This window comes from Skermanella rosea, from assembly GCF_016806835.2.
Lineage (GTDB): Bacteria > Pseudomonadota > Alphaproteobacteria > Azospirillales > Azospirillaceae > Skermanella > Skermanella rosea.
The window spans coordinates 382,709-408,438 of record NZ_CP086113.1 but is presented as its reverse complement, the minus strand read 5'-3'; the positions used below and the strand labels follow the sequence as shown (position 1 = coordinate 408,438).

The window sequence follows — 25,730 nt, the reverse complement described above, 5'->3', positions numbered from 1 at the left end:
TATCCAGACCCGCTGACTGACGAATCCAGGCTGGGCATCCCATCCCGGAAACTAGCCCGATCGACCCTCCTCAGCCGCCCGCAGCATCATGGCGCCAACCCCCAGGCCGTGGATGGTCCAGAACCAGATACCGATCATCGGTCCCTCCAGCGCCACGTCGAAGGTCGCGTTGATGAGAAATGCCAGCCAGTAGCAGAACAGGAAGATGAACAACCGCGACCAGGCAAATGCGCCGGCCCGGTGGCTCCGCAGCGCAGCCAGCAGCATGGAGGCGCCCCATGTGATCAGCATGACTGCCCAGATCACCGCCCCGGGTACCCCGGCCCGCGCCAGTACGGTCATGTGGGCGTTGTGAGGACTGCGCAGGGGGGCGCCTCCCTCGGGATCGTTCTGCTGGTAGCCATCCTCGATCGCGATGTTGATGCCGAACCCGCGACCGCTCCAGAAGTGTTCTCCGTAAACGGTGTAGTTCAAGATCGCATCCCACCAATGGAGACGCCAGATCTTCGTTCCGTCCAGTGTCATGTCGCCCGTCGAGGAAAAGATGCTGATGAAGTTGTTCAGCACCTGTTGCGAGGAAATCGCCCGCATGTCGATCGCGTCGGACGCGATCAGGAACTCGGCCGACAGCGACAGCAGCACCAGCACGATCGCGGTTATCAGGAACTGCCACAGCCTCGCGAACGCGCCGGTCAGAACTACGGCGAGACAGACCGGCACGAGGAACGCCAGCATTCCGCCCCGGCTCATCGATCCGGCGACGATCAGGCAGGCAAGGAGCGACACCACCCACGGCAGGGTGCTCTTTCCCAATGCCAGGATGACGAAGATGGTGATGCCCGCCAAGTGGCAGGAAAGTTCACCCGCCCGAAGAAAGATGATCTGTACGCCGGACCCCGGCCAGACCGGAAGAACGCTGCCGTAGAAACGGAACACCAAGCACGAAAACAGGGCGACCACGGGATAGAACAAACTGAAACGAGAAAACCAGCGCAGCAGCATGAGGATGCGCCGTGGCCTCTCGATGACGAGCGCCGCAATGACGATACTGAACAGACCGTACAGCCCGATGACTGAATCCCGCACGGCCTCGAGGCCATAGATGCCGATGCCGGGGATCGTGCGGAAGGCGACCCAGATCATGAACGCCAGCATGGTCAGGCTAGCCGGTGTCGCGATCGCGACGATGAGGCCCCCGCTCCGAACCAGCGCGGCCAGCCCCAACAGCAGGACCACCTCTCCGATAAACAGGGGCGGGTAGCCGATATAGGCGAAGCCCTTGCCGAACGCCGCGTATCCCGCCAGCATGAAGCCAAGGAGAAGCAGGTACCTGTCGTGGAGATCGCGCGACGGTTTGGCCGTCTGCTCGAACGGAATGGTCGTCATTGCTGCAGGTATCCGGCACGCAGGGAGCGGGCGATGACCGACCAGTCGGCATGGTCCAGGGCCCACTGATGGACGCAGTCGGATGCGGCCGCATAGCGGGCGGCGGAAAGCTCCTCCGCCAGCCGGAGTGCGGCCTCGACGGACTCGGCGGTCAGTCCGTCGATCAGGATCCCGCCGCCGGCACCTGCCACGGGACCCAATCCCGTCTCACGCGTCACGATCACCGGCAGGCCGGCGAGAGCTGCCTCGAGACCGGCCAGCGGAAGCCCCTCGAAGCGCGACGGCAGCACGAAATAATGCCAACGCTTCATTATTGCAGTCTTCTCCGATCCCATCTTCTGGCCATGGACGGTTACGTGTCCGGCAAGTTCGGGGGTCTCAAGCTGGGACCGGATCGCCGCTCCCAGATCTCCGGTGCCGATCAGTTCCAGGCGACCTTTCCCGCCTCCCCTGAGGTATCGCGCGAAGCCGTCGACCAGAAGGTCGATGCCTTTGTGGTGGATGGCGAAACGGGAGCAGAATCCGAAGACCGGTGGTCCTGCGGGTGCCGCCGACCTGAACCGTTCGGGGACTTGGCCGCTCATCGACGAAAAGGCGCCGTTGCCGACTTGGCGGATCATGGCGCCCCCGGCCAACCGCCGGATTACCGCGTGTTCCACCCCGCTGAGGGCCTGGACGAAGCGCGCTGCCCGCAACGCCGCTCCTTCGAGCAGAGCGATGTAGAGATAGATGACCGGCCGAAGCGGCCATGCCCCGTTACCGAAAACATGCGAGTAGTTGCCGTGAAGCGTGACGACATAGGCCAGTTTGCGGGCGCGCAGGTAACGCGTGAGATGCACGAATGCGGGTGCACGGGCACCGTGGATATGGAAGATCGTCAGGCTGCCGGTATTCCGGACCAACTGTGCGAGAGCGGACCTGTCGAGCGTGAACAGGCGATCACCGACCTTGATTCCCTGCGCGGCAAGCACCTCGACCCTGAGGGCGCCGTCCTCGAACGTGGTGTCCCCTCCCGGTGACAGCACGTTGACGGTGACTTCGTCGCCCATCCTGGTCTGCTCGTCGGCCAAGTGGTAGATGCACTGGATCAGGCCGTTGGCCTGGATCGGATGGTGTCCTCCCTCGTCGATCAGGACATGGCGGATGTCGAGGCGATCGGGCTGATGACATTTGGCATCGCCGGGCTCGCAGGCACTTTCCTGGATTGTCATGGCGGATCCATCATGCATATGCCGCCCCACCTGTTCCGAGTTTCCTGACCACGCGGTAGCAGAGGGCTGCCCGGATGATCGCCGATGCGAGCATCGCGGCGCAGGCTCCCGAGATGCCATGGCTGTTTATCAGCGGAATGGCCACCGCCATGGTCGTCCCCGCTCCCGCGGCTCCGATGAGGAATGACAGCTTGGCCTTGTCGATGCCGACGAGATAGGAGCATGTCATGTCCGCCATGTAGTTGGCGGCCATTGCCACGGCCAGGATCCGCAGGGGAACCGTCAGCCCGGTGTAGCTGGCCCCGTAGAACAGCCGCAGCCAGACTTCCGGCATTGCCAGCAAAAGTATGTAGAAGAGTATCATGGGACCGGCACCGGCGAAAATGTAGCGTCGCACCGCCGCCCATCCCCCGATTTCCCCTTTCTCGGCCTGACCGCGGGCCGCCATCTGGGGAATGATGTTGCACAGCCCCAGTATCAGAGGGTTGGCCAAGTTGGCCAGGTTGGCGGTAGCCTGGAGCATGCCCGCCGCCGCGACGCCGCCGGCTGCGGTCACCAGCCCGATCAGCGCCTGATATCGGAAGACCGATACCAGGTTGGCCGTGAGCGCCCAGTGACCGGTCTGGATGAAATCGCGGGCCAGCGGTGGCAAGCCGGCCAGGGCCGGTCGGGCCGGAGCAAGCTGGAACAGCTGCACCACGGCGCCCAGCGAGGCCAGAACGGCCATGCCGTACAGCATCCGATCGATATGCAGGCTGCCGGTGAAGGCCAGGGTGATCGCAAGAGCGGCCTGCCCCGGATAGTTCACGAGATCGCCCCAGATGGCGCTGCGATGTCGCAGGGTGGCGAACAGGCCGCGTCGCAAGGCTTCCTGGAACTGGATGCCGAGAAAGCAGAGCACCGCCGGCAGGACCAGATCGGGACGATCCAGGAAAAGGGGCACTGCGGCCAGCGGCAGGCAGTAGATGAGGCTGGCCAGCGCGGTCAGGAGGCAAGCCCCACCCATCAGGACGGCAACTTCGTCGGGTTGGGCCACGGCGCCCCGGATCGAAAGGGGATAGAAGATCAGCGCGGAGTTCGCCATCTGCAGGATCAACATGGAGCTGTACAGCAGAACGAAGACGCCGTAGCCGGCAGGCTCCAGATAGCGGGCCAGAACGATGTTGACGATGAAGGTACCGAGGCTGACCACTCCCTGGTCCATGAGGGTCCAGAAGCCGATCGAACCGAAGGGCAGGAGGCGCCGGGGATTCATGAGATCAGGCTGCGCGCGCGTCGGTGAAGGCCCAGTCGACATACCTGTGCGTCATCTCCATTCCGGTGGCGAAGTCGTATCTCGGCTGGTAGCCGAGGAAGCGTTGCGCCTTCTCGATGCGGACGTGGGATTTCGCGCAATACAGGGACAGTGTCTGGTTGTCGGGCAGGAACACGGCGCTCTTCGACTTGGGCGACGCGTTGAAATAATACTTGATCACCAACTGGCGCATCTTCTGGCCCATCGTATCGAACCCGGCTTGTAGCAGACGGCGAGCCAGCGGCCAGCGAACCAGGATCGTCACGATCTTCTTGGGATCCGAGGCGACCATCTTGACGTCGCGCAGGATACTGGCGTTCTCCTTTCGGATCTGCGACGCCGGCTTGAACCGAATCGACTCGACGCCCAGCCACCGCTCGAAGGTTGAGAAGAACTCCCGCCAGGACGGTGCCTCAGGGCCGGAGATGAGAAAGCGTTCTCCTATCGCCTCGCTTCGCTCGCCGGCGAGGAACATGGCATCCACCACATCGTCGACATAGACGGGATTGCACAGGCCTTCGTCGTCCGGCAACGTCACGGTACCGTTGAGCAGCATCTCCACGGGAGCAATCGTCCAGGGCTTGGAATAGGGCCCGTAGACGATCGTCGGCTGGATGATCGTCCCGGGGAGTCCCCGTTCCCGGACGGCAGCCATGACGGCGCGCTCGAGGCTGCGCTTAGTGACTGCATAAGTCCACTTGGACGCGGGCTCGACCGTTTCCTCGGTGATGTCGCCGTCGAGCAGGGGTTCGTAAACCGATATGGTGCTGACATGGACGAGACGGCGCACCTGATGCCGCAGGCAGGCGTCGATGAGATTCTGCAGTCCGTCCAGGTTCTGCTTGGGCGAACGGTGATCGTAGGCGCAGTGATACACCACGTCGACCCCGCGGACCGCCTTATCAAGCGCATCCTTGTCAAGCAGGTCGCCGCCGATCATCTCGACCGGGAACCGAGCGATCCGCGCCGCCTGGCCATAGTTGCGCAACAGGACCTTGATGCTGCAGTTGCGCTCGAGTGCCAGCCGCTCGACCAGCCTGCCGCCCAGAAAGCCGCTGCCGCCGGTCACGAGCACACTGCTCCCGGGCCCGATCTTTATATCGTCGGGGCTGTTGCCCGCCTGGACGCCATTATCGACCGTCTCCGTGCCGCCGGCACCTGCCTCGACCCAAGGCAGCGACAAGGGTTTGCGCTTGGCGTAGCACTGATCGATCAAGGCGTTGGACCGCGCGGCCTCCGATCCGTCGATCCAGGGCCGGCGCGACAACTCGGCCGCTTCGCGGAAATCGCGCATCTCGGCGTCGAACAAGTCGGCGAACATCTGCTGCGGCATACGTCCCGGCCCGATGCCGTGATGGACGAACGACAAGGCTCCGGGGGAGCCACCGTGAACCAGGTTGGCATGCAGGCCCACCTCGACATGGCCGTTGGTCCCGATGATCTGGACGGTGTTCCGCAGGTTTCGCGTCCGGCTGAGCTCGACCTTGGCGACGCCGCCCTCGGGCAGCGCCAGTTCCATCGTGCATTCCGCCTCGACGCCGCCGTAGGAGTCGTCGCGGTACTCGCGCAGGGATACGTCGCCTAGCCACCAGAGCAGCTGGTCCAGCGCGTGCGAGCCGGTATCCATCAGAACGCCGCCACCTGCCAGGGAACGCTGCCAGAACGAGTTGGTCGAGACGGCCCAGTTGTAGATGCCCCCCTCGCGCAGGGTGACGCTCCGCAGTTCGCCCAGGATGCCCGCTTCCAACAACGCCTTGAGCCATTTCGAGACGTGGAGATGCCTGCGCAAGTAGCCGACGGCCAGCTGGACGCGATTGTCCTCCGCCGCCTTTATCATGGCCTGGCAGTCCGCCAGCGTCGTCGCGAGCGGCTTTTCCACGAAGACATGCTTGCCGGCCCGCAGGAGATCGACGCCGATCGGGGCATGGAGCGCATGGGGCGTCGCTATGATGGCTGCATCGAACAGGTCCGCCGCCTCGCGCCAATCGGATACCAGCTTCATTTCGCGTCCGCGGCTTCCGAACAGTCCGGAAACCAGATCCACGCGCTCCCGGGATTGATCCGCCAGCAGGGTCGGCAGCCAGCCGATGCGCTTGAGGGACGGGACGAGGTGATGGGCAACCAGGGCCCCGCAGCCGATGATCGCCAAGCGCTGGGTGGGCGCATCAACCATAGTGAATTCCTTTTCGGCCAGAATGATGGGGTCCGCTCAGGACCGAGCCGGAGCCGGCGTCGCCGCGCCGACCGGACGGGACAGGAGCCGCCGGTACAGGTCCGCCGCCGTCGCGGCGCTCGATCTCCAATTGAAGCTTTCGGACGCACGGCGGCGCGCGGCGAGGCCCATGGCCCACAGGCGGTCACGGTCGCCTGCCAGCGTTTCGATCGCCGCGATCAGCGACTCGACGTCGCCGGGCTCGACAAGCCGGCCGCACTCCGCGTCGATCTGGTACGGGATCCCGCCGACCCGGGAAGCCACCACCGGCCGTCCGTGCGCCATCGCCTCGAGCACCGTGAGGGGAAAGGTGTCGGCCAGCGTCGGGAAGACGAAGAGGTCGCTGCGCCGGTGCAGAGCGGCGACTTCAGCCTCGGACAGCCGCCCGGTGAACAGGATGCGATGGTCCGCGTCCCCCATCCGCTCGTAGCGATCATAGTCGACATAGTCGCGCCGCTCTCCGCCCACGACCAGTAGATAGGGGCGACGCAACGTGGAAAACGCTTCCAGGAGGACGCCCAGGCCTTTGTTCGGGGTGTGATTGGCCAGGAAGAAGGCGCAGATCGGACTATCCGCGGCCCGAGGCACGATGTTGAACCGGGCGAGGGCCGGCCCGTCCCCCGTCATATCGTCGGACGGCAGGTCGACGCCGTTCGGAACGAGCGCGATGTCGTCCCCCGCGAACCCGAAGGACCGGACGGCGGGAATGTCCACTGGCGACAGGGCGGCGACGGCGGAGGCATTGCGCATCACGGCGCGCAGGGGACAGGACACGAGCATGCTCCAGGCCAGTCGCTGGAGCGGTCCGAGCCTGTGGAGGGCGACGCCCTGGCTGACCTCAATGAAGCCGTGGGTCGAGACGACATAAGGAATGCCGGACGAGACGCAGGCCTGCGCAACGCGCATCATCTCGACCGCCGGCATCGGATTGTGGATGTGGACGAGATCGTAGTCGCTGTGCCTGATCAGGCGCGGCATGTCCGACAGGTAGAACAGAGTGCGGAAGCGGTTCGGCAGGATGCCTTCGGTCAGGCCGAGGGGATTGGAGACCCGGACCGGCACCCGCGAAACATCCATGCCGGCCATCACCGGCATAGTTTCCTGCATGGAACTGCGCTGCATGCTCGCGATGTCGATGTCGCAGTAACGCGCCAGTTCCGCCGAGAGCCGCTCCGCGGCCCGGGTCGCTCCGCTCACCGACAGATGAGGGGGGACGACGATCGTCGCTAGGACCTTCATGCGACGTACTTCTGAACCAGGTGGTCCAACATGTCCGGATCGCGCCAGAGATCCCGAAGCGCCTGATCCAGATCGAACCGCGGCTCCCACCCGAACCGGCGCCGGATCTCGGTGTTGTCGGCCCGCAGCCGCGGGCGGTCGACGGCGCGGATGCGCGCGCTTTCCTGCTCGATCCCGAACTCGATCCCGCTGACGATCCGCAGCCTGTCCAGAACCTCCCGGACCGAATGTTCGACGGAGGTTCCGAGATTGACGGTCACCACATTTCCCGGTGCGATCTCGCCCCGCACGGCGGCCGCGGCGAAGCCCGCCGCCGCGTCCGATACATGGATGTAATCGCGCTTGGTCGTCAGATTGCCCAGCCGCACGCAGGTCCGCCCGGCTTTGAGCTGGGCGACGATCTCGGGCAGCAGATGGGGATTTGTTTCACCCGGCCCCACCACGTTGAACAAGCGGACGACAACGGCCGGAAATCCGGAAGCGGCCGCCAGATAGCGCGTGTACTGCTCGCCCTGCCATTTGGTCATGCCATAGATGTCGCTCGGCTCCACCACCGAGGACAGCTCGTCATGGGCGGCGGTATCGGGCCGGTAAACGGCCCCGCTGCTGGCGAAAACCATTCGGCAGGCGGGCGGACAGTTCTTCAGCAGGTTCACCGTCCCGCCGACGTTGACGGCGACCGTATCGACCGGGTTCTGCTCGCACTCGGGAATGTAGTGGATGGCGGCGAGATGGATGATGGCATCGGGCCTGAACTCGCGTATGACCGCCCCCAGGGCCTCCGCATCGCAGATATCGATATGTGCCAATTGAAACCGGGACAACTCATCGGGGCCGAAGCGGACTCGGCTGCGCTCCACCCTGTCGATTGCACAGACGTCGTGGTCGGCATAGAGCCGCCGCACAAGCGGACGTCCAACAAAGCCGTTGCCGCCTGTAACAATGATTCTTTTGCGACTCATCATCAATAACTCCACAGATTTGTGGGAGGGTCAAATTCTATTGGAGTAGTGCTTGCGATTCTTCAGGTAGTAGTAGCCTTCATCTTTGATCTTGTACTTCGCATGGCGACCGAGATCGACCTGAGACAGGACTGCGCCCGACAGCCGCACGCCCGCCTGCCGCATGCGCTGCAAGCCGGCCAGGACCGTTTCCCGCGGTGTCCGCTCCCATTGGACCAGGTAGATGACGCTGTCGCTGTGGGCGAGGAGCAGGAAGGCGTCAGCCACCATCATGACCGGCGGTGTGTCGATCAGGACGATATCGTACTGGCCGCGCGCATCCTCGATCAGCCGCCGCATCGCTGCCGAGCCGAGCCGATCCTGGGATCGAATTCCTTCCGCGATGGCCGGCAGGACGTGCAGCCGCCCGTTGGCGACCGGCTGAACCACCTGGTCGAGACTGGCTTGTCCATCGAGCACCATCGACAGGGAGTTCTGTTCTCCGACCCCCGTCACCGACGCGAGTGCCGGCCGCCTCAGGTCGGCATCGATCAGCAGCGTCCGTAGGCCGCTTTCCGAAAAAGCCATGCCCAACCCGAACGTGAATATCGACTTCCCTTCTTCAGGGAGCGACGACGTGACCACGATGACCTTCATCGGCCTTTCGATGGACTGGAGGCGAAGGATGGTCCGGACCGAGCGGAGCGCTTCGGCGAAGGCGGACTCCCCGACATTGGCGGGATGGCCGCGGGACAGCTTCATCTTGATGGTTTCGGTGGGCAACAGCGGCACCATCCCGAGACAGGGGACATTGGCCAGTCCGGATACCTGATTGGCAGTGCGGAAACCGACATCGAATTTCTGGTGCAGCAGTAGCAGCCCGACCCCGCCGGTGGTGGCCATGACCCCGGTCAGCCCCAGGATGATCAAGACCTTCGGACCGGAAGGCAGCAGCGGCGGGTCCGACAGCGATACGATCCGGGCGTCGGCTTGGGCTATATTCTGCAGCGCGGAGGTTTCGACATAGCGTTCGGCGATCGCCAGGAACAGTGTCCGGCTCGCCTCCACCTCGCCGTCCAGTTCGCGCAGGCGTGTCTGCAGGCGGTTGGAGATGCCCACCACCTGCTGGAGCTGGTCGCGCCGGTCGCGCAGCATGTCCGCCCTGATCTTCAAGGAATCGGCTTCGGCCTGCATCGAGGCCACCACATGGCCGACCTCCGCCCTTATCCGGCGATCGACGTCGGCGATCTTGGCGTTGATCTTCCGAACTTCCGGGTGACGCTCGCCGAACTGCTCCCTCAGGTCGGCAAGGTCGCCGCGCAACGCGATCTCGGTCTGCCGCATGTTTTGGATGACGGGAGAACTCAACACTTCCGGCACAGCTTCCTCCTGGCCGGCGTCGATCTGCGTCTTCGTCCTGACCAGGCGCGACTGGCTCACCGCCCACGCGGCTTCTGCCTGGGCGATCTGGGTGTTGATCTCGTTGACCTGCTGGACGGGAAGGCTCGGAGTTCCGTCGGAGCTCGCGCCTATGCCGTTCTCATCCTTGAAGCTGTCCACGGCCGCAGTGGCCCGCTGGACGCGTTGGCGCGCGCTCTCCAGGCTGGCCGCGAGCCACTCGTTCGCCTGCCTGGTGGTTTCGAACTTGCTGTCGATCTGGCTTCTGACATACTCCTCGGCGAAGGCGTTGCTGATCTGTGCCGCTTCCTTCGGATCGGTGGAGGAGTAGGTGATGCGGATCGTGTATGAGCGCCCGTCATTGGTCACGCCGACATGGTTCAGGAGCCGGTCGATTGCGGCGACCCGGATGGTCTCCTGTGTCATGGGGACGGACGTGCCGACAGGAGCGCCGAGGAAGGTCTGGAACTCACCCGCTTGCCAGCTCGCGACGGCCCACGCGACGATCCGATCGAATATGGACAGGAACGCATGGCCGACGCTTTGCGGCGGATCGTCGACTGGCTGGGCATCGAGCTTCAGCCTATCGACCACCCTGGCGGCTATGGCGCGGGAACGAATGACGTCCGTTTCACTGCGGACGACCAAGGCGTCGGCGTTCAGGTTCGATACAACGGAATTGAAATCGACATACTGGGTCTTGCGGGTATCCAGCTGGACGACTGCTTCGGCGTTATAGACCGGCGGCATCTGACTCAGCACGAAGCCCGTGAGGATCATGACGGACGCGACGAAGCCGACCAGCGGCCATTTGCGCCGCCATAACAGGTCGAGCACACCCTGAACCATCCGATCATGATAGACGTGGACGTCAGGCTTGCCGCGAGGCGCGTCGCTGAGAATGTCGTTCGGGAGCAGAGATGCCATGCCGAATCCCATAATTGGTGTGCCGCAGACGGCTGTTTCTCGATTGTTTCCGGTCAGGACGGCTGCCTGCCGCACGGCCACCGCCTCCACGGCCAGTCCTGTCGAGCGAACTTGCATGAGAGAGGTGCGCTTTGACCCCGCCGTTTGCCGGCCAAGCGCTTGAGAACCGGCGGAACCGCGTTCATACCTGTCCGAAGCCCGACTGAAGAGTGGTCCGACTTTTCACCGACGATGGATGACTCCGGGAATCGAACATTAGCAAGCATTGACATGCCGGATGATTGGCACTGTCAACACCCAATCTGTTTCAATGGCGGGTTCAGCCCTGCAGCTCGGCCACTGTCACTGCGGATAACTCCGCCCGCCGTTCACGGCTTGAATGACTATTTGCATCTTGAGTCCCTTGAGAAGCGGAAGGCACATGCCAATATTCGACGTTATCCTCAGGAGGCCATTACCGGGAAGTGCCGGCCCTTGCCCGCTGTTCCGATGGAGGCCTGATCTGGATGCTGTCCTATTGTTGCTGCCGCTCGCCGCCCCGGGTCAAGCTTGACGAGGAGGTATCTGGGGACACAGCAAGCTGTATTAACACCGTTGGGGGCACATCGAGATCAAAGACTGTTTTATTACCAGTAAGAAATAGGGCATATGTCGTTATTTCATTTTGACAGCGTTCGTTGTCGGCGCGGGCTCCGGCGACGGCTTAGGAGAATCCGCATCCGCTTTTCAAAAAACAGGTAGAACTACAGTGCGCCTGGCCAGAAAGAGGGGGAGGCTTACTTTGGTGAAACGTCTTCTCGGCTAGTTTTCTTACCAATTACGCCACCGAAGTATTACCGATAAAGTCGATTTCCAGCTTAGACTATTTTTTATCCATAAATTGTTGCCGTACCAACAGCTTTGCGCCTTTAATGCGCCGTAGCTTGGGTATGCGTTGGAGTGATCTACGGCGACTTGGTCCAGAGTAAAGAACAAGAGAAATCTATGTTCTTCAGAAAGAAGCAATATATCGTCGGGATTGCCTCCCTGAAAGTATCAAGGAGCGCCTTTTGCAACTAATACTTGCATTTCTGGTAGTGAACTTCGGCAGGGCGAAGCACTCCACTCAACGTTCTGAAATCCGTCTAGTTACACCACCAGCAAAAATGCGCAATAGAATTGGGTCAGCAACGGAGTTGCGTTTTCCTGGCGTCGTCAGTCAGGCGGCACAGTATGACATCGAAGAATATCTTAGAAATCCGGCACGTCGTGGCTGCCATTACCGGAACGGCATCGGTTCTGCGTAACTGTGCCGTGAACCACCGGCTTCAGAGTTTGGTGATTGTTTGGGGGATCCATAACAAGCTCGGACTCCCCAGGGTGCATTGCACCCATCCTTCAGTATGCCGTGACCTGTTCAGCTGCTGTTTCTTGACCTTTTCTCAATCAGAGGAGATGTGCACCCATTCCGAACAATGCTGCTTCCGAACAATGCTGCGCTCGGCGACGTCCAGCCAACGCTAAAGAACTTCACGTCAGGAAACCGGGAAACTCTAGGCGCAACGGAAGCAGTTCGTTGATTCTTCAGATCGACTCAATGCGCTGATTCCCAGCCGAAAAAATATCTTACCTGGCCTATCGAAAGGATGGACCATGACAAGATCTATTCAAACAATCATTGTTGAGCCGGCCAGGCTTGTCAGGGAGTCGCTTCGACATCTCCTGTGCGACAACGACTTCGACGTCGTTCTCGACGTAGCCTCGTTATCCGAAGCGATTTGCAAACTACAGGTTTGCTCGCCTGAACTGATCCTCATAAGCAGCGCCGCAGTACGGCCGGCACCTGAAGACGTTCACAGCCTGAAACGTCCATCGAACAAGCTGGTACTTCTAGCCGACGACCTGACAAAGCAGGATAGCGGCATCATCAGGTGGGTGAACCTGGCGGGCTGTCTCTCAACCAACAGTTCTGCAGACGGCTTCATTTACAGTCTCAAGGCGATCCTTGCCGGCGAGGTGGTGATCGGGAGGGAAGTTCTGGCCCAGATCGGCAGGCCGACGCAGGATTTGACCACCCAGGATCCCGCCACTCTGGTCGAGCGTATTCAGGCCCAGCGGGAGCAGAGCGGTGGCCCTCCCGGTGGTTTTCACGAACTGGATCCGTCCGACATCCAGCTTCTCAGCCTTATAATGAGCGGCAAGAGCACGAAGAACATCGCCTCCTGCCTCGGCATTTCCAAAGATGCCGTGATGGCCCAGCTCCGGATCCTGATGCGTCAGATGGGAGTGCAGACCCGCGTGCAGGCCGCCCTGTGGATCGCCCGCAGCGGCCTTCTTCAGGACGATCCCAGCATCGGCGCATAACGGCCGGCAGGGTCGGGTTCCCGTGGGTCTTCCCCGCATAGCCGATCGGAACCCGAGGCGCTTTGCGGCGCACCCCGCTGAACATCGGTTCTCGCCAGGCGCCTTACCGGGCCGCCGACAAGTTCAACAAGACCGGAGGTGCTCCATGGACAGCAATCTCAACTTTGGCGTCGATCCCTCCAAGCGCATACTGGTAACCGGGGGCGCCGGGTTCCTCGGGTCGCATTTATGCGAGAAGCTCCTCGGCCTCGGCCATGAAGTCCTGTGTGTCGACAATTTTTTCACCGGACGGAAGGAGAACATCGCCCACCTCCTGGGTCACCCGCGTTTCGAGCTGGTCCGGCACGACGTATGCCTGCCCCTCTACGTGGAAGTCGACCAGATATACAATCTCGCATGCCCGGCTTCGCCGGCATATTACCAGCGGGACCCCATACAGACGACCAAGGTCAGCGTGCTCGGTGCCATGAACATGCTCGGGCTCGCGAAGCGCGTGGGTGCGAGAGTGCTTCAGGCCTCGACGTCAGAGATCTACGGGGACCCGAGAGTCCATCCGCAGACCGAGGACTACACCGGGAACGTCAACCCGATCGGTCTGCGCGCCTGCTACGACGAGGGGAAACGCTGCGCCGAATCGCTGATGTTCGACTATCATCGGCAACATGGCGTGGAGATCCGCGTAATCCGCATCTTCAACACGTATGGTCCGCGGATGGCCTCCGGAGATGGCCGCGTCATCTCCAACTTCATAGTGCAGGCCTTGGCCGGCGTCCCCTTGACGATCTACGGCGACGGAAGCCAGACGCGATCCTTCTGCTATGTCGACGACCTGCTCGACGGGATGGTTCGTCTGATGGACGCGTCTCCCGGCGTCACGGGTCCGGTCAATATGGGCAATCCGGCCGAGATCACTGTCTTTGAACTCGCCCGACGCATCATCGAGATGACCGGATCCCGTTCGCGGATAGATCGGCATCCACTGCCGGCTGACGACCCATGTCGCCGCAAGCCGGACATCACGGTCGCGGGGAAGCTACTCGGCTGGCAGCCCCATATCCCGCTCGACGAAGGTCTCCAGAAGACCATCGCCTATTTCAGATCCACACTGGCGCAACGGAGCGACGCTCCTGCCCCCGTGCTCGAGACGACCGCCTGACCCGGCGTCGCTCGCGCGACCCCCTTCAATCTGTTGGAGAGCATCAATGAACCACAATGACCTGATCGTCGTCACGGGCGGCGGCGGTTTCATCGGCGGTAACCTTGTGGCCCATCTTGCGGAGCAGGGTTTCCCGAACATCCGTGCCGTCGACATCAAGCCGGTCGAGAGATGGTATCGCCACACGCCGGGCGTCGAGAACCTGACCCTCGACGTGTCACGCCGCGATCACTGCGGCATCGCCGTCAAGGGAGCCCGTCATGTCTTCAATCTGGCGGCGGATATGGGGGGGATGGGCTTTATCGAGAACAACAAGGCGGCATGCATGCTCTCGGTACTGATCAATACCCACATGCTGCTCGCCGCCCGGGAGGTGGGAGTCGAGCGATACTTCTTCTCCTCTTCCGCTTGCGTCTATGCGGCGGGAAAGCAGTTGTCCCCCCAAGTCGTTCCCCTGAAGGAGGAGGATGCCTATCCGGCCATGCCCGAGGACGGCTACGGGTGGGAAAAGCTGTTCAGCGAACGGCTCTGCCGCCATTTCACCGAGGATTACGGGCTGATCACCCGGGTCGCCCGCTACCACAACGTCTATGGTCCATACGGGACCTACGCTGGCGGGCGGGAGAAGGCGCCGGCGGCGATCTGCCGCAAGGTGATCGAAGCCAAGCTGAGCGGAAGCCATGAAATCGAGATCTGGGGCGACGGCGAGCAGACCCGGAGCTTCATGTTCATCGACGATTGCGTCCATGGGACCTGCCGGATCGCTGCGTCCGACTGCGGCGATCCGTTAAACCTCGGCTCCGACGAATTGGTGACGATCAACCAGCTGGTCGACATCGCCGAACAGATCGCGGGCATCAAGCTGCGGCGGCATTATCGTCTCGACGCGCCCAAGGGGGTGAGAGGACGCAACAGCGACAACACGCGGATCCGGGAGGTGCTCGATTGGGCACCCTCCATTGATCTCCGGACCGGCCTCGAGAAGACCTACCGGTGGATTTACGACGAGATCCGTCAGGTCGAGGTTGCCGCCTGACTCGCCAAGGTGCGACCCCGGCCCCGAAAAACCCTGCTCCCACCGGAGGCCGCGATGAGCGACAGCTGTTTGCAAATGCCTGCCGAGATGCCCTGGTTCTCCATACTCGGCGTCAACGTATCCGCGATCGATCTGCCCACCGCGACGCAGACCATATTGGCGTGGGTGGCGGACCGCCGCAGCGGCTACGTCACCATAACCGGCGTCCATGGTGTCATGGAAGCCCGGGACTCTCCCGAATTCCGCAGAGTGTTGAGGGGAGCCCGCATGGTGACGCCGGATGGCATGCCGCTTGTCTATTACGGTCGAGTCCGTCGCCACCAAGTCAGCCGAGTCTATGGCCCGGACCTGATGCTGGCCCTGATGGAGGCTACCCGGGACGGCACGATCCGGCACTACTTCTACGGCGGCGGCGAGGGGGTCGCGGATCGCCTCCGCGATCGCCTCTCCCGGCGCTTTCCTGGGATCGCCGTCGCCGGGACGATGACGCCGCCGTTCCGCCCGCTCAGCGAGCACGAAGAGGAGGAGACGGCCGCGGCGATCAACGCGTCGCGGGCCGACATCGTCTGGATCGGGCTCAGCACTCCCAAGCAGGAATACTGGATGGCGCGGATGTGTGACCGTCTCGACGCTCCGATCCTGATCGGCGTCGGGGCTGCGTTCGACTTCAATGCCGGACTCAAGAGCCAAGCACCCCGGATCCTGCAGATACTGGCCCTGGAATGGCTCTATCGCCTCGCCACGGAACCGCGCCGCCTATGGCGGCGCTACCTGAGGAACAACCCACGGTTCCTGCTGCTGATCGCCGGAGAGTTCCTGCTCGGCCGCAGGTACTTCCAGCTTCAGGACAAAGACATGGATGACGACAGTCCGCCGACCTCCGGTCGCGGGCAGCAGCCGTCGGCTGTCGCTGCCCGGAGTCTGCCGTCAGGTCCGCCGGCAGGACGATGACAACCCTGTCAACGATGGTCAGGGAGGCTGAAATGCACGATCCCACGGAAAGGGTTCTTCTCGCGAGCGCCGTCGATCTCGCACCATCCCCGACGTCCGCCCGCCGGGGGCACCGGTCCCGGAACCAGTGGAGTTCCAGCATCGCCAAGCGCATGATCGACATCATCCTGGCTTTCGTTCTGCTGCTTGCGCTTGCGCCGATGCTGATGATCATCGCGATGGCGATCAGGTGGGAATCAAGCGGACCGATTCTCTTCCGGCAGGAGCGTACGGGCCTGCACGGCAGAACATTCATGATCCTGAAATTCAGGACGATGCGTCATGGCAAGGAGATCGAGGAGCAGGCCCGGAAAGGAGACGGCAGGATAACCCGCGTCGGCAGCTTCTTGCGCACGACCAGCATGGACGAGCTGCCACAACTCCTGAACGTTTTCCGGGGTGATATGTCCTTCGTCGGGCCTCGTCCCCATCCGGTATGGCTGGATGCCAAATACGGTACCCTGGTCAATCACTACGACAGGCGCTTCCTCGTCAAGCCCGGCATAACCGGTCTAGCGCAGATCAACAGGTGCCGCGGCCAGACCGAAACCCTGCAGGCGATGGAAGAACGGATCGGCTGGGATTTGAGATACACCCGGGAAAGCTCACCCCGTCTCGATGCCCTGATCATGATCCACACCATCTTCGTCACGTTGTCGTGCGAGGGCGCGGGATGAACCTGCCCGCGCGACCTCGACACGCCATGAGTTCGCCCGCTCCGCTGCCCCTACCGGCCGTCCTTCCGGAGCGCTTGGGCACGAAGATTACCGTTTCCGGCTTGGACTGTGCAGCAACGCGCCCAGCCGGGCGGAACGATGTTATCAGCCATGGAGCATCGGCGCCATGAGGCCGACGGAAGGCAGATTCCTGTCGATCCAGGTGGCGAGAGGCATTGCGGCTCTCGAAGTCGTCTATGTCCATTCATTCCTGGTCGTCAAGCATGTTCCTGACTACCAGTATGCAAGGCCGTTCCCGGACCTGATACCAGAAGGTATCGGCGTGGACCTGTTTTTCCTGATCAGCGGGTTCGTCATGGCATCGGTGGTCACGTCACCCGGATTGGGGCCGGGCAACTTCCTGTTGAGGCGATTCATAAGGATCTACCCCATCTATTGGATTTTCTCCGCTGCCGTCGTCCTTGCTTTTCTCTTGAACCCGGCCTGGAACTTGGGCTCGTTCTCTTACTCCCCGACCAACATCATCAAATCGCTTCTGCTGTTCCCACAGCTTGAATATCCGTTGCTCTCGGTCGGATGGACGCTGGAACATGAAGCCCTGTTCTATCTTATGGTTGCGTCCATGCTTGCCATCGGAAGGCCCGGAGCCGCCCCCACCGTCGTGCTGTGTTTCTTCTTCTCGGGTATAGTCCTGAGACTCGTGGGCGAGGCATCCGGTACGAAGATCTGGGATTTCCACGTCACGTCCCCGATGCTGGCGGAGTTCTGGCTGGGCATGATCCTATACAATTTCAGGAACCGGGTGATGTCAGCGGGATCGCTCCCCGTCCTTGTCGCTGTCATGGCTGGCTGCCTGGCGGTCAGGTACGTCTCAGCGAGCTGGGCGGAGGAATGGGGCGTTTGGCAAGAATATTACCGCGTCGTGACCGTTGGCTTCTTCTGCTTCGCCTTTCTGGGCATCCTCATGGCGCTCGAGAAGTTCGTCGAGCGACGCTCTTCGTTCGGAGTCCCTGCCGTTACCGGCCTTCTCGCTGGCCTCGTGATTCTTGGGGATATCTCATACAGCCTTTATCTGTCCCACTGGTTCATCCTGTCCGCACTCGGCAAAGCCATCACGATTTTCCCAGGCTCGCCCGCATATGGCGGCTTGTTCCAGGCTGGTGGGATCATCCTCTGCGTGATCCTCGCGGCAGGGACCTATTTCCTGCTGGAAAAGCCGATGATCGAAAGCTTGAACCGGCATTTCCGGTCCCGGAGCCGCGCCGGCGGTCGGACATGGCTCGGCGGATCACCGGGCAGCTATCTACGGTCCGTCGCGCAACGCCGTCAAGCAACCGGAAGCGGTGCCCGTCCGACCTCCGGAGAAACCGCCGCTCCCCCGTGGTCCGGAAAGCTCCGGCTACTGAAACTGCTTGCCGGGCTTCAGGCCGGATTGCCGACCGGCAGCGTGACGGAGCCGGCGGTCCAGGGCCGCCGATCCGCCGGCGTGTCGACCACCCGGCCGGTCGACACGCCGGCGTCCTTGAAAAAGGACCTGTGATACCGAAACCGTTACGATGGCTCCGGCATCAACCATCCGATCGATGCCTACAGCATCGACCGGCCGGGTTTCCGATTTCCGGATGACCATGCTGGTCATCCGGGAGGCATATGAAGCGGGAAAATCCCGCAGGGTGCCAGCTTCCGCGCAGGAACGGGCAGAGGAATGGATCGGGCTGCAGGGAGAATCGCGTACGCCCGGGGAGCTGCGCTCCTCCCCGACCACTCAGGCTCAGGAGAATACGTAATCTCCCGCCGCCAGCGCGGTCACGCCGACCAGCTTGAACACCTCGGAACCGCCGTCATGGTCGATTTTCCAGATGTCTCCGGAATGGGTCAAGGCAGCGCCGGAACCGAACCCGGAGAACTTCAGGACATCTCCCGCTCCAGTGCCGTTGCCAGCGAAATCCGTGATCAGGTCTCCGGAAATGCTGCCCTTGGTCAGGATGAACACGTCGTTTCCGGCGCCGCCCGTCATCTTGTCGGCCCCCCCGGCTCCGTTGATCGTGTCGGCGCCCGAGCCGCCCACGATGGTGTTGTCGAGAGAGTTGCCAGTGAGTCGCTTGGCGACGGACGAGTCGCTTTTCAGGTTCTCGACATGGGCGGGCAGCGTGAAGGTGGAGCTTCGGAGCAGCACCTGATCGTTGCCCTGCCCGGCCAACTCGACCACCCGGTCGCCGCTGCTGTTCACGATATAGGTGTCATGGCCGGAACGACCGACCAGCCGGTCTTCGCCGCCGCTGCCACCGATCCGGTCGTTGCCGGAGGAACCATACAGCGTTCCGGAGGAGGGAGTGCCGAGATAGGTCGCGGTCGATGCCGGGGTCGTCACCCACTGACCGGAAGTATAGGTCGGAAAAGATTGCACGGGCGCCACGGGGTCCGGAGATTCATCCGCGCTGCCCGTTGCGGCGAGCACACCCATTCGGGAGAACGGAAGATTGACGAAGCCCAGCGACAATGCGGCAGAGCCGGAGGCGAGGGTGTAGTTCCCGGACGAGGAGGCGACGAAATCGGGATTGCCGATCAGGGAGCCGACGTCACCGCCGACAGCCTGCCACTGGGACCAGGAACGGTCGGCTATCTCGATAACCTTGCCCTCAGGGTTCCAATAGAGATTGTTCGTGATCGAGGACGGCGGGGTGACGGCGGTATCCAGATCGAGCGGTTGGCCGCCGTCCGCTGGCACCTGGATGATATTCCCCGAGATCTTGAGATTCTGCATCGGGCGGAGTTCCACTTCCTGGAGCAGGACTTGGTGATGGTGATCGGCGCCCAGGAAGATATTGTTCGTTGCGGTATTGTTCGAACCGCCATGGATATAGAGGCCGCCGGCCCCCGAACCTGATACGAAGTTGCCCGTGACGGTGTTGCCGCTGTGATATTCATCCAGATAGATGCCGAAGGACCAGGCCCTGCCGGCAGTGCCGGGGCTCACGCCTCCGGTATTGTAGATCTCGTTGTAGCGGATCGTATTTCCCAGATGGTTCCAATCCTCGCCACTGTACGTATAGATAGCTCCCGTGTCGTCCATATTGCGGTTGGTGTCGCGGATCTCGTTATACTCGATGGTATTTCCGCCGGACTTGACGCTGCTGTCTCCGCCCCAATCACCGATGCCGGCATGGGATGTCCTCTCGATCAGATTGTGCGCAACGCGATTTCCCCAGGTTTCGAGCAGGTTGATCGCTCCGCCTTCGTGGATGAGAAGTCCGATATCCGAAAGGTGATTGTTGATGACGGTGTTCTCGTGACTTTCCGGCGTGAGATCGATACCGGTCGAGGCAGCACGGGACACCCTGTTGCCGTCGATGGTGTTATGGTGACTATCGCCATCGAGCATCACGGCCCGGCCGACATCCAGAAAGGTATTCTGGATCAACTTGATCCCGCTGCTTTCGTCGACGACGATGGCGGCCGATACATCGTTGTTGTCATAGGTGACGGTATCCCGGAACGTGATTCCCTTGATCGTGATGTCCCTGGTCTCCTGGATATCGACCAGTTTCGTCACTCCCGTACCGCCGCGGACGATCGGCTTCTCGGTGCCGTATGCCTGGAACGTATGGCCGGAGTCCACCGCGGTCAGAACCAGAGGGGTCTTCTGGGAGTAGGTTCCCTCGCGCACATAGGTGGTGTTGGTCGCAGAATCCGAACGCATGCCGTCACGGGCTCGGCCCAGGGTAGCGAAAGGTCCGTCGGACCCGTCCGCGAGAGGTTGGGCAAAGCGGCCGGACCAGGAGTCATTGCCGTTCGTCGCAACATAGAATGCGGAAGTTGTCGCCATAGGTAATCTCACCAGCCATCCCGGTCAGTACGGGGCCCGTGGCCCGTTAGGGCCATCTGATCGGATGAAGGCGCCTTTCTTAAAAGTTAATGATAATTCAGCGCAGGCACGTCTGCGCGTCCAGGATCTAGCCCTTTTGATGGTGTTGGTGGAGTGCTAATTTTGGGTTTTGCTTATACTTTTTTGCGCTTAAACTTTGTCTTTCAGTTGCCTCAGGATGATATCAAAATGTTCATTTCCGATTTTGGGCAGCGTAGCCTAAGCGCGGATGGTCCGCGGGCGGCCAGTGCTTGGGAGCGACAGTCTTGGCTATGGTCAATTCGAGAGTTGCCCCCGTGATACGACGCATCCCCTTGTCCCTCTTGACTGCCTTCTGGATTCTCTCCTTGCTTCCGGCCTGCGAGAGCCGGCGGAACGCCGCTGCTGCCGAGGTGAGATTGAGTCAGCAGGACGACCTCCAGGCCGCCGTTGAGGCGCACCCCGAGGGCACGGTGTTCCGTCTCTCGCCGGGATTGTATCGTGGACAAATGATCAAGGCGAAGGATCGGCAGGAATTCCTCGGGGAACCGGGAGCCGTTCTCAACGGCGCGACAGTTCTGTCGGAGTGGACGCGGACCGGACGCTACTGGCGCCACGAAGGCCTGCCGGAGCCACTGCCGAGGGCGGGCAGATGCCTCGACGACGGCGATCTCTGCACTTGGCGGGAAGACATTTTCGTCGGCGACGTCGTCTACAGACGCGTGGCGAACCTGGCGGAGGTCACCGCCGGCACTTGGTATCTCGATCCCGTCGCGCGGACAGCCTACCTCTCGATCGATCCGGCGCCATTCCAGGTCGAGATGTCGACCCAGCCGGCAGCCTTCCACGGACATGCCGAAGATATCGTCATAGAAGGCTTGGTAGTGGAGCGTTACGCTTCCATGGCCCAGTTCGGAGCGATCCACGGCCATGACGGGCGTCGTTGGACCATTCGCGACACGGTCGTCCGATGGAACCACGGCGTGGGCATCGTCTTGAATACCGGATCCGTGATCGTCGGTGGCGCCGCGATCGACAACGGCCAGTCCGGCATCAACGGCGCCGCCGCACACGGGGCCCGGATCGAGGGGGTCGAGATCGCCCGCAACAATTTCGCCGGATTTGACCCCGCCTGGGAAGCGGGCGGACTGAAGATCGTCAAGTCCTACGGAGTCGTCATCGACGGTAACGACGTGCATCACAACGCCGGGCCTGGCCTTTGGGGCGACATCGACATGAAGGGGACGATAATCCGGAACAATACCGTCCGGAACAATGAGTCCATCGGAATCCAATACGAGATCTCCTACGATGCCGTAGTCGCTGACAACGTCGTGGCCGGCAATGGCAGCGCTGATTTCACGTGGCTCTGGGGAAGCCAGATCCTCGTGCAAAACAGTTCCGGCGTGGAGGTCACCGGAAACTGCATAGAGACAGACCGGGACGGCGGCAACGGAATCGGCCTGATCTATCAGGAGCGGGTGAGCGATCGTCAAGGGCCTTACCTGACCGACCGCAACCGTATCCACAACAATCGCATCATCCATCACGGACCCGACGGGCACAGCGGTTTCGTCGCCGACCACGACACGCCCGATCCCGCCACCTTCGACAACGATTGGGAGGGCAACATCTGGATCGTGTCCAATGCCGGCCAGGCGTGGTGGATGATCGGCGGCCGTGAACTGGACTGGTCCGGGTGGCAGGGAGAAACCGGATATGAGCAAGGTGGCCGATTGATCGGAACTGCCGCATCGTGGCAAGGCTGCCAGGACCTGAGAAGCTGAAAAGGCCCGTCACTCCCGTTTACGCTTCGACGGCGCCGTCCCGCTCACATCTTAGACCGGTGGACATGTACGCCCCGCCAGTCCCGTGACGGTCCCGAAACGGCAAGTTCCGCCCCCATCCGCACGGTGTGTTCCAGCAGGTAGCGGGCCGGGCGGTCGTCGGGCGCCTTGCCGAGGAGGGCGCGGAAGCCCCGCGCGGCCTCGTCGAACCGGCCGGCCACCAGATCCCCCAACGCCGCCTCGTGGAGATCCCGGACCAAGAGCGCCGTGGCGGCGACTTCCCCTTTTCGGCCCAGCAACTCGTACAGTTCCACAGGTTCGGACCGTCCTGGAACCGTCACCCGGTCGAGGTGGCGCCATTCGAAGCCGCTGCCGGCGACCCGCCGAACCTCGCCCGACGCCAGGATGGCGGTCCCGTAGGCCTTGTTCAGCATCTCCAGCCGGGACGCCAGGTTCACCGCGTCCCCGATCACCGTATAGGACAGGCGCTGCGCCGTCCCGATATTGCCGACCAGGACTTCCCCGGCGGCCAAGCCGATGCGCGTGTGGGGCGGCGCATCGCCGGCCACCTTGGCAAGCCGCCCGAGGGAACGCTGCGCGTCGAGCGCCGCCTCGCACGCCTGGGCGGCGTGACCGCCGACGCGGGCCGGGGCATCGAAGAAGGCCAGCATGCCGTCCCCCACGAACTTGTCCACGATGCCGCCGGCATCGTGGACGGCCCGCTCCAGGATGCCGAAATACCTGCCCAGGTATCCCACCAGCTTCCCCGGCGGCATGCCTTCCGCGATCCCGGTGAAGCCGGCCAGGTCCGAGACCAGGACGGTCAGCACGCGCAGTTCGCCGCCGGGCTCGGCCGCTTGGCCGCTCGTCAGGACGCGCCGGACGACGTCGACCGGCACGTAGGTCGAGAAGGACCGCAGGGCGGCCTTCATGCGCACCAGCGAGCACGCCATGGCGTCGATCTCGCGGATCGAGGAGCGGACCGGCCTGGTGCGCGCGAAGTGCAGGTCGCCGATCGCCGCGAGATCCCGGCTCATCAGGCGGATCGGCCTGGAGATGGCGCAGGCGATCACGGTCGCGGCGACGATGCCGACCGCCAGGAAGAGGCAGGCGGTCACCAGGACCGCCGCCGTGACGGACCACATCGGGGCTTCGACGTCGGCGAGCGGCAGCATGACCAGGAGTTGCCAGTGCAGTCCGCCGCCGACGGCGAGGGTTCGGCCGTCGACGATGACCCCGCCGGCCGTGGCACGGAACCGGCCGCCGGAACGGTCCGCGGATTGCCGGGGCGGGTCTGCCTCCCCCGCGCCCTGCCCGGCGACGGCCGTAAGCGCCGCGCGCAGCTCTTCCGGAAAACCGGACCCGGCGCCGAGAACGAGGGACTCCTCCGGGGACCCGGCGGCGGACCCGGGTGCCAAGATCACGGCGCGCCCGCCGGTCCCGACCCGCAGGTCGGCCAGGAAACTCTCGATCCCGCTGAGATGGAAATCCGCCGTCGCGACGCCCGCCGCCCTGCCCGTCCCGGGATGCCTCAGGCCGACCACCGCCGAGATGCCCGGCCTGCCCTCGGCGAACTCGTAGGCATCCGTCCAGCGCGGCTCGTCCGCGTCGATACCGAGGGCGAACCACGCCTTGCCGCGGGGGTCGTACGGCACTCCCGGTCCGGTCTCCAAGGGGACCCGCGTCCCGTCGGGGCGCAATTCCCATTCACGGGCGATCCCGCCGTCGACCGTCGGGTCGGACCGGTTGAGGACGAACGTGCCGTCACGCCGGGTCACGCCCAGGAACTCCCCCGTTCCGGCGCTGCTGACGCTCACCCAGGTCAACGTCGGGCTCGCCCGGGCCTCCGACGCCAGGTAGTCCGTCACGCGCCCGATGTCGCCCGGCACCGCATCCTGGTGTTCGACGAAGTACTTGACCCTGTTCAGGACGGCGGGGCCGTTCTCCAGGAACCGGGAAACCCGGTGTTCCACGTCGTTGGCGACCTGCTCGATCTCACGATCCGCGACGGTCCGGACGACGGCGAGATGACGGAGGAGCACCACCGCCGAGACGGCCGACAGCGAGCAGGCCATCAGGGCGACGTTGGCGTACAGCAGCGTGCTTTGGATCCCCAGCCTCATCGCATCCTCCTTCGTTCGATGGCCCGCCCGGCCCGCGCCGGTCTAGGGCTTGCGGCCGACGACCGCGCCGTTGGCACCCGGCGCGTCGAACCAGACGGTCTCTACGTCGCGAAAACCGGCATCCTCCATCCACCCCGCGTATTCGGACGGCGTGTAGTTCCGCCCTTCCGTCTCGATCAGCATGTTCAGGCTCATCAGCGCGGCCGGGGCCGGGCCGGTCTTGTCGTCGTTGACCAGAAGCTCGCTGATCACGGCCAGGCCGCCGCTCGGCAGCGCCTCGAAGGACCGGCGCAGCAGCGCCCGGTCCTTCTCCTCGCTCCAGTCGTGCAGGATCATCGAGAGCAGGTGGACGTCGTGGCCGCCGGGGAACGGAGCCGTGCCGAAGAAATCGCCCGGAACCGTCCCGATCCTCCCGCCCAGCCCGGCCAGCGCGATCTTCCCGGCGGCGATCGCGGTCACGTGGGGCAGGTCGAACACGGTCGCCCGAAGATGGGGATAGCGCCGGCAGAGCTCGATGTCGTAGGCGCCGGACCCGCCGCCGATATCCAGGAGATGCCGGAAGCGGCCGAGGTCCAACGCCTCCCCGAGCCGGCGCGCGGTCATGGTCGAGAGCGCGTGCATCGCCTCCCAGAAGAGGGCCAGCATCGTCGGGTCCTCGGCGTCGAAGATCGAGGCCTGCACGGCCGGATCCCACGTCGTCGGCCGGTTCGTGCGGATCGCCTCGGCGAGCTTGCCCCAGCCGGCATAAAGCCGCTTGTCGGCCATCTCGATCCAGCCGCCGAAATAATCGGGCTTGCCGCGCACGAGATAGGCCTCGCTGATCGGGGCGTTACGGTATCGGCCGCCGCGCTTCTCCAGGAGGCTGAGGGCCGCGCACCCGGTCAGCAGCATTTCCGCCGGACGGTGACATATCCCGAGCGCCTCGGCGAGTTCCAGGCATGTCGTGCTCGCCCCGCCGGCCAGCCGGGTGAAGAGATCCAGCTCATGGGCTGCGGCCAGGGTCTTGAAGCCCCAGAAGCCGGTGGAGAGAGCCATCAGTGGAGCCGGCGAGGGCGGCTCCGGCTCGGCAGTCATCGGCCGGCCGGGAAAAGTTTCCGGGCCGGCGGCTTCGATCAGGCTTGCCATCCTCTCCTCCTCCATGTCCAAGAGCGTCACGGTGCGGCGGG

At 63.1% G+C, this 25,730-nt stretch carries 17 protein-coding genes; 7 read left to right on the top strand and 10 right to left on the bottom strand.

Annotation, left to right across the window (positions count from 1 at the left end; all coding sequences use genetic code 11):
• Window positions 1-51 precede the first annotated feature (51 nt).
• Genes JL101_RS33180 through JL101_RS33150 form a run of 7 tightly spaced genes read right to left on the bottom strand, consistent with a single transcriptional unit; the run spans window position 52 to window position 10,698 of the window.
• Window positions 52-1,386, bottom strand: coding sequence for an O-antigen ligase family protein (locus JL101_RS33180; RefSeq protein ID WP_203100758.1), 1,335 nt, complete (start codon window positions 1,384-1,386; stop codon window positions 52-54).
• Window positions 1,383-2,597: a glycosyltransferase family 4 protein gene (locus tag JL101_RS33175; RefSeq protein ID WP_203100756.1), complete on the bottom strand. Its 1,215-nt coding sequence runs from the start codon at window positions 2,595-2,597 to the stop codon at window positions 1,383-1,385. Before JL101_RS33175 ends, JL101_RS33180 begins: the two co-directional genes overlap by 4 nt.
• Before the next feature lie 10 nt (window positions 2,598-2,607).
• Entirely contained in the window at window positions 2,608-3,852 is a 1,245-nt protein-coding gene (locus tag JL101_RS33170) for a lipopolysaccharide biosynthesis protein (protein ID WP_203100754.1), read from the bottom strand.
• A gap of 4 nt (window positions 3,853-3,856) precedes the next feature.
• A complete protein-coding gene (locus JL101_RS33165) occupies window positions 3,857-6,064 on the bottom strand; it encodes an NAD-dependent epimerase/dehydratase family protein (RefSeq protein ID WP_203100752.1) in 2,208 nt (735 codons plus the stop codon).
• 36 nt (window positions 6,065-6,100) lie between these two features.
• Window positions 6,101-7,342, bottom strand: a complete 1,242-nt coding sequence (locus JL101_RS33160) for a glycosyltransferase (protein ID WP_203100750.1) — start codon at window positions 7,340-7,342, stop codon at window positions 6,101-6,103.
• Window positions 7,339-8,307, bottom strand: a complete 969-nt coding sequence (locus JL101_RS33155; RefSeq protein WP_323374754.1) for an NAD-dependent epimerase/dehydratase family protein — start codon at window positions 8,305-8,307, stop codon at window positions 7,339-7,341. Before JL101_RS33155 ends, JL101_RS33160 begins: the two co-directional genes overlap by 4 nt.
• A 27-nt stretch (window positions 8,308-8,334) precedes the next feature.
• Complete coding sequence (locus JL101_RS33150; protein ID WP_203100748.1) at window positions 8,335-10,698, bottom strand: GumC family protein; 2,364 nt, start codon at window positions 10,696-10,698, stop codon at window positions 8,335-8,337.
• 1,542 nt (window positions 10,699-12,240) lie between these two features.
• Here JL101_RS33150 and JL101_RS33145 point away from each other — a divergent pair.
• From JL101_RS33145 to JL101_RS33120, 6 genes are all read left to right on the top strand, one after another.
• Window positions 12,241-12,951: a helix-turn-helix transcriptional regulator gene (locus JL101_RS33145; protein ID WP_203100740.1), complete on the top strand. Its 711-nt coding sequence runs from the start codon at window positions 12,241-12,243 to the stop codon at window positions 12,949-12,951.
• A 145-nt stretch (window positions 12,952-13,096) separates the two neighbouring features.
• Window positions 13,097-14,107 carry a UDP-glucuronic acid decarboxylase family protein gene (locus JL101_RS33140; RefSeq protein WP_203100738.1) on the top strand — a complete coding sequence of 337 codons (1,011 nt, stop codon included), beginning with the start codon at window positions 13,097-13,099 and terminating at the stop codon, window positions 14,105-14,107.
• 46 nt (window positions 14,108-14,153) lie between these two features.
• The gene (locus tag JL101_RS33135; protein ID WP_203100736.1) at window positions 14,154-15,143 is read left to right on the top strand and encodes an NAD-dependent epimerase/dehydratase family protein; all 990 of its coding nucleotides are present in this window, start codon (window positions 14,154-14,156) and stop codon (window positions 15,141-15,143) included.
• A 54-nt stretch (window positions 15,144-15,197) separates the two neighbouring features.
• Window positions 15,198-16,094, top strand: a complete 897-nt coding sequence (locus tag JL101_RS33130) for a WecB/TagA/CpsF family glycosyltransferase (protein ID WP_203100734.1) — start codon at window positions 15,198-15,200, stop codon at window positions 16,092-16,094.
• Between the two features lie 32 nt (window positions 16,095-16,126).
• The gene (locus tag JL101_RS33125) at window positions 16,127-16,810 is read left to right on the top strand and encodes a sugar transferase (protein WP_203100732.1); all 684 of its coding nucleotides are present in this window, start codon (window positions 16,127-16,129) and stop codon (window positions 16,808-16,810) included.
• Between the two features lie 166 nt (window positions 16,811-16,976).
• Window positions 16,977-18,350 carry an acyltransferase family protein gene (locus tag JL101_RS33120; RefSeq protein WP_203100730.1) on the top strand — a complete coding sequence of 458 codons (1,374 nt, stop codon included), beginning with the start codon at window positions 16,977-16,979 and terminating at the stop codon, window positions 18,348-18,350.
• A 231-nt stretch (window positions 18,351-18,581) separates the two neighbouring features.
• Here the strand turns inward: JL101_RS33120 and JL101_RS33115 are convergent, their stop codons facing one another.
• Window positions 18,582-20,636, bottom strand: a complete 2,055-nt coding sequence (locus JL101_RS33115; protein ID WP_203100728.1) for a calcium-binding protein — start codon at window positions 20,634-20,636, stop codon at window positions 18,582-18,584.
• A gap of 335 nt (window positions 20,637-20,971) precedes the next feature.
• On the opposite strand from JL101_RS33115, the gene JL101_RS33110 reads away from it, so the two are divergent.
• Window positions 20,972-22,441, top strand: a complete 1,470-nt coding sequence (locus JL101_RS33110; protein WP_203100726.1) for a right-handed parallel beta-helix repeat-containing protein — start codon at window positions 20,972-20,974, stop codon at window positions 22,439-22,441.
• A 44-nt stretch (window positions 22,442-22,485) separates the two neighbouring features.
• On the opposite strand, the gene JL101_RS33105 is transcribed toward JL101_RS33110, so the two are convergent.
• Window positions 22,486-24,564: an adenylate/guanylate cyclase domain-containing protein gene (locus tag JL101_RS33105; protein WP_203100723.1), complete on the bottom strand. Its 2,079-nt coding sequence runs from the start codon at window positions 24,562-24,564 to the stop codon at window positions 22,486-22,488.
• A gap of 42 nt (window positions 24,565-24,606) precedes the next feature.
• Window positions 24,607-25,638, bottom strand: a complete 1,032-nt coding sequence (locus tag JL101_RS33100; protein ID WP_323374757.1) for a methyltransferase — start codon at window positions 25,636-25,638, stop codon at window positions 24,607-24,609.
• Between the last annotated feature and the right edge of the window lie 92 nt (window positions 25,639-25,730).

What these genes read in the sequence shown, in the direction of transcription:
- JL101_RS33180 (WP_203100758.1), bottom strand. Translation starts at nt 1,386, where the DNA reads ATGACGACCATTCCGTTCGAGCAGACGGCCAAACCGTCGCGCGATCTC.
- JL101_RS33175 (WP_203100756.1), bottom strand. Translation starts at nt 2,597, where the DNA reads ATGACAATCCAGGAAAGTGCCTGCGAGCCCGGCGATGCCAAATGTCAT.
- JL101_RS33170 (WP_203100754.1), bottom strand. Translation starts at nt 3,852, where the DNA reads ATGAATCCCCGGCGCCTCCTGCCCTTCGGTTCGATCGGCTTCTGGACC.
- JL101_RS33165 (WP_203100752.1), bottom strand. Translation starts at nt 6,064, where the DNA reads ATGGTTGATGCGCCCACCCAGCGCTTGGCGATCATCGGCTGCGGGGCC.
- JL101_RS33160 (WP_203100750.1), bottom strand. Translation starts at nt 7,342, where the DNA reads ATGAAGGTCCTAGCGACGATCGTCGTCCCCCCTCATCTGTCGGTGAGC.
- JL101_RS33155 (WP_323374754.1), bottom strand. Translation starts at nt 8,307, where the DNA reads ATGATGAGTCGCAAAAGAATCATTGTTACAGGCGGCAACGGCTTTGTT.
- JL101_RS33145 (WP_203100740.1), top strand. Translation starts at nt 12,241, where the DNA reads ATGACAAGATCTATTCAAACAATCATTGTTGAGCCGGCCAGGCTTGTC.
- JL101_RS33140 (WP_203100738.1), top strand. Translation starts at nt 13,097, where the DNA reads ATGGACAGCAATCTCAACTTTGGCGTCGATCCCTCCAAGCGCATACTG.
- JL101_RS33135 (WP_203100736.1), top strand. Translation starts at nt 14,154, where the DNA reads ATGAACCACAATGACCTGATCGTCGTCACGGGCGGCGGCGGTTTCATC.
- JL101_RS33130 (WP_203100734.1), top strand. Translation starts at nt 15,198, where the DNA reads ATGAGCGACAGCTGTTTGCAAATGCCTGCCGAGATGCCCTGGTTCTCC.
- JL101_RS33125 (WP_203100732.1), top strand. Translation starts at nt 16,127, where the DNA reads ATGCACGATCCCACGGAAAGGGTTCTTCTCGCGAGCGCCGTCGATCTC.
- JL101_RS33120 (WP_203100730.1), top strand. Translation starts at nt 16,977, where the DNA reads ATGAGGCCGACGGAAGGCAGATTCCTGTCGATCCAGGTGGCGAGAGGC.
- JL101_RS33115 (WP_203100728.1), bottom strand. Translation starts at nt 20,636, where the DNA reads ATGGCGACAACTTCCGCATTCTATGTTGCGACGAACGGCAATGACTCC.
- JL101_RS33105 (WP_203100723.1), bottom strand. Translation starts at nt 24,564, where the DNA reads ATGAGGCTGGGGATCCAAAGCACGCTGCTGTACGCCAACGTCGCCCTG.
- JL101_RS33100 (WP_323374757.1), bottom strand. Translation starts at nt 25,638, where the DNA reads ATGACTGCCGAGCCGGAGCCGCCCTCGCCGGCTCCACTGATGGCTCTC.